General features: G+C 63.7%; 4 protein-coding genes. 2 read left to right on the top strand and 2 right to left on the bottom strand.

Annotated elements, in window-relative coordinates; translation table 11 throughout:
- A partial coding sequence (locus tag SE92_RS20750) for an MFS transporter (RefSeq protein WP_157095920.1) occupies positions 1-436 on the bottom strand: 436 nt, incomplete at its 3' end.
- 223 nt (positions 437-659) lie between these two features.
- Between SE92_RS20750 and SE92_RS20745 the strand changes: the two genes are divergently transcribed.
- On the top strand, positions 660-1,073 hold the full coding sequence (locus tag SE92_RS20745) for an SRPBCC family protein (RefSeq protein ID WP_063197940.1): 414 nt from the start codon (positions 660-662) through the stop codon (positions 1,071-1,073).
- Between the two features lie 210 nt (positions 1,074-1,283).
- On the opposite strand, the gene lepA is transcribed toward SE92_RS20745, so the two are convergent.
- A complete protein-coding gene (lepA, locus tag SE92_RS20740) occupies positions 1,284-3,095 on the bottom strand; it encodes a translation elongation factor 4 (protein ID WP_063197939.1) in 1,812 nt (603 codons plus the stop codon).
- Between the two features lie 113 nt (positions 3,096-3,208).
- On the opposite strand from lepA, the gene SE92_RS20735 reads away from it, so the two are divergent.
- Positions 3,209-4,302: glycosyltransferase family 39 protein (locus tag SE92_RS20735; protein ID WP_063203669.1), on the top strand; the 1,094-nt coding region annotated here is incomplete at its 3' end.

Genomic DNA, 4,302 nt, shown 5'->3' with positions numbered 1-4,302 from the left:
CCATGCCGGCCGAGACCAGCGCCACCGCAAGGCTCCTGTTCTTCTCGATCCAGGCGCTCGCGAGCGCCATCATCGGCGCGTAGAAGCTGCCGGCGGCGACGCCGATCAAGACGCCGAAGAAGAGCTGGAATTGCCACAGGCTCGTCGCCTGGCTCGCGGTGACGAGACCAAGCCCCAGCAGCAGGCTTCCCGCGAGCACCACGATGCGGGTGCCGAACCGGTCCGACAGCGCGCCCCACAGGAACGCTGCAAATCCCATGCAGAGGAAATCCAGCGTCGCCGCCGCCGACACCCCGGCACGCGACCAGCCCATCGCTTCCGAGATCGGCTGCAGGAACACCGCCAGCGACAGCATCGTGCCGAACCCGACACAGGTCATCAGCGCGCCCGCTGCGACGACGACCCAGCCATAGTCGAAGCGTGATGGCTTGCTCATGCGTTTCCTCGGCGCTGTTGGTTTTGTTGGTGGTGCGCGCGGGGGATGGTGGCCTATCCAACATGCTATTCCAACCGTAATTTTTTTGAACATTGACGGATAGACCATGTCGGCACGGACTGGTCTCGTCCGTCCTTGGGTAGAGACCTCCCGGAATGGCCGTGGGTCACCGCTGACGTGATGCCGTCCCCGCGGCTACCAAAATTGAACTGGAGCATTGCCCATGAGGATCACCGTCGAAACCTGCGTCGCAGCCCCCATCGATCAGGTCTGGCAGGCCTATACGACGCCTGCCGACATCGTGAAGTGGAATGCTGCCTCCGACGACTGGCATACGACCAGGGCAACGGTCGACCTGCGCGAAGGCGGTGCCTTCTCGTCACGGATGGAAGCCAAGGACGGCAGTATGGGCTTTGACTTCGCCGGCACCTACACTGAGATCGTCGAGCACAAGCGGATCGCCTACGCGTTCGGCGATCGCAAGGCCGAGGTGGAGTTCGTGCCCGGTCCGAACGGCGTCGTCGTCCGCGTCACCTTCGATGGCGAAACCACGCACTCGGAAGAGCAGCAGCGCGGCGGCTGGCAGGCGATCCTCGACAATTTTGCGCGGTACGTCGAGGCGAAGCAGAAGGCGTAATCGATCGGGACTCGGTCGTGCTGACGGATGGCGGCGTCACACAATTTGCGATGCTGCCACCATCGTCCTGTTTTGCCCGACGGAGCAAACGGATTTTGTAAAATCGGAAAAACGCAATGCCGCCAAGGGGGCGGCTACTGTGCATGGGGTTGTTTTTGCAATTTTTGTTGGCTGGCTCCGAAGCGGGGGCCGGCCGTGCCGAGCCTCGCCTCAGCTATCCACCTTCAGCGCGGCAATGAAAGCTTCCTGCGGGATGTCGACCTTGCCGAACTGCCGCATCTTCTTCTTGCCTTCCTTCTGCTTCTCCAAAAGCTTGCGCTTGCGCGTGATGTCGCCGCCGTAGCATTTCGCGGTGACGTCCTTGCGCAGCGCGCGCACCGTCTCGCGCGCGATCACCTTGCCGCCGATCGCCGCCTGGATCGGGATCTGGAACATGTGCGGCGGGATCAGGTCCTTCATCTTCTCGACCATGGCGCGGCCGCGCCCCTCCGCGCGGGTGCGATGCACCAGCATCGAGAGCGCGTCGACCGGCTCGTTGTTGACCAGGATCTGCATCTTGACGAGATCGGCCGGCTTGTAGTCGGTGAGATGATAGTCGAACGAGGCGTAGCCCTTGGAGACCGACTTGAGCCGGTCGTAGAAGTCGAACACCACCTCGTTGAGCGGCAGATCGTATTTCACCATCGCGCGCGAGCCGACATAGGTCAGCTCCTTCTGCGAGCCGCGGCGGTCCTGGCACAGCTTCAGCACGCTGCCGAGATATTCGTCGGGGGTGAGGATCGTCGCCTCGATCCAGGGCTCCTGGATCTCCGCGATCTTGACCACGTCGGGCATGTCGATCGGATTGTGGATCTCGATCTCGGTGCCGTCGGTGAGCTTCATCTTGTAGATGACGCTCGGCGCGGTCGCGATCAGGTTGAGATCGAATTCGCGCGACAGCCGCTCCTGGATGATCTCGAGGTGCAGAAGTCCGAGGAAGCCGCAGCGGAAGCCGAAGCCGAGTGCGGCCGAAGTTTCCATCTCGAAGGAGAAGCTGGCGTCGTTGAGCCGCAGCTTGCCCATGGCGGCGCGCAGCGTCTCGAAATCGTCGGCATCGACCGGGAACAGGCCGCAGAACACCACCGGGATCGCCGGCTTGAAGCCCGGCAGCATTTCGGTGACCGGCTTCCTGTCGTCGGTGATGGTGTCGCCGACGCGGGTGTCGGCGACTTCCTTGATCGCGGCGGTGATGAAGCCGATCTCGCCGGGGCCGAGCTCGTCGACCTGCGTCATCTTCGGCGTGAAGAAGCCGACACGCTCGACGTCGTAGGCCGCACCCGTGCCCATCATGCGCACGCGGCTGCCCTTCTTCATGACGCCGTCGACGACGCGGATGAGAACGACGACGCCGAGATAGACGTCGTACCAGCTGTCGACCAGCAGCGCCTTCAGGGTCGCGTCGCGGTCGCCCTTGGGCGGCGGCAGGCGGGTGACGATGGCTTCCAGCACGTCGGGCACGCCGAGGCCGGTCTTGGCCGAGATCATCACGGCGTCGGAGGCGTCGATGCCGATGACGTCCTCGATCTGCTGCTTGACCTTCTCGGGCTCGGCCGCGGGCAGGTCGACCTTGTTCAGGACGGGGACGATCTCGTGATTGTTGTCGAGCGCCTGGTAGACATTGGCGAGCGTCTGCGCCTCGACGCCCTGGCTGGCGTCGACCACCAGCAGGGAACCTTCGCACGCTGCCAGCGACCGCGAGACTTCGTAGGCGAAGTCGACATGGCCGGGCGTGTCCATCAGGTTGAAGATGTAATCCTTGCCGTCCTTGGCTTTGTAAGCGAGGCGGACCGTCTGCGCCTTGATGGTGATGCCGCGCTCGCGCTCGATGTCCATGGAATCGAGCACCTGCTCCTTGCCCGCCATCTCGCGGTCGGAAAGGCCGCCCGTCATCTGGATCAGGCGGTCGGCCAGCGTCGATTTGCCATGGTCGATATGGGCGACGATGGAGAAATTGCGGATGTTCGAAATGGGGACGGTCGTCATGGGCGCGGGATACCACTCACATCCCCGTGCGGCAACCATATTGCTGTAATTTCAGGGCCTTTGTTCACGCCAAGCTGATTCCACCGTCGCCCAAAACGCGCTAGGCAACGGCCATGTCGACCACCTCGATCCCCACCGCCAGGGCGCGCACGAAGTCCCGCCTGAGCTTCAACCGCTTCCGGGCCTGGCTGGTGGCCTGCGCGGTCCGCCCCGAGGCGAGATTGTGGCTGGTGATCCAGCTTGCCATCCTGCATGCGGTGCTCTGGACCTTCATCCTGATCAATCTGAAGGCGGCGCAGGACGTTCACATGGACGTCGCGGAAGCCTATGGCTGGGGCCAGAAATTCCTCTGGGGCTACGGCAAGCATCCGCCGCTGTCGGGCTGGGTCGCCGGCCTCTGGTTCATGGCCTTCCCGGCGACGGACTGGGCGACCTATGCGCTGGCGATGGCGACCGTCGGCGTCGGCATGGTGATCTGCTGGCTGGTGGCCTTGCGCGTGGTGGATGCGCGCCGCGCCTTCCTGGTCGTGGTGATGGTCGCGCTCTACCCGATCTTCAATTTCAAGGGTTTCAAGTACAACCCGGATCTGCTGCAGCTCGTCACCCTGCCGCTGCTCGTGCTCGCCTACCTCAATTCCTTCGAGAAGCGGAGCTGGCAATCCGGGCTCCTGCTCGGCCTTGCCGGCGCGCTGGCGCTGATGACCAAATATTGGGTGCTGACGATGATCGGCGCCATCGGCCTTGCCGCGCTGATCCATCCCCAGCGCATGAAATTCCTGCTCTCGCCGGCGCCGTGGGTGGCGATCGCGACGATGGTAGCGGCGATGATCCCGCACATCGTCTGGCTGGCGGATGCGCATTTCGTGCCGCTGACCTATGCCGGCGACACCTACAGCCTGCAGGACAAAAGCCAGGTGCATCAGCTCGTCGCCGGCTATCTGCTGCATAATCTGGGGCTGCTGGCATTGCCGGTGGCGCTGGCCGGGCTCGCGATGGCGTTGGTGCCGCCTTGGTTCACGCTGCTGCGGCGCGCGCCCTTGCGCATCGTCACGCGCGCCTGGGCGCGTGACGCCAATCCGGGCGTCAATGTTTCGCAGGCGCTGAACGTCTGGATCATCCAGGTCATCGTCGCGTTCGGCCCGCCGCTCGGCGCGCTCCTCTTCAGCATCTATATGAAGACCGATTGGGGCATCTCGCTGTTCTTCCT

It is taken from the genome of Bradyrhizobium sp. AT1, assembly GCF_001590795.1.
In the GTDB taxonomy this organism is placed as follows: Bacteria; Pseudomonadota; Alphaproteobacteria; order Rhizobiales; family Xanthobacteraceae; genus Bradyrhizobium.
This window is presented reverse-complemented; position numbering and strand designations above follow the sequence as displayed.

What these genes read in the sequence shown, in the direction of transcription:
- SE92_RS20745 (WP_063197940.1), top strand. Translation starts at nt 660, where the DNA reads ATGAGGATCACCGTCGAAACCTGCGTCGCAGCCCCCATCGATCAGGTC.
- lepA (WP_063197939.1), bottom strand. Translation starts at nt 3,095, where the DNA reads ATGACGACCGTCCCCATTTCGAACATCCGCAATTTCTCCATCGTCGCC.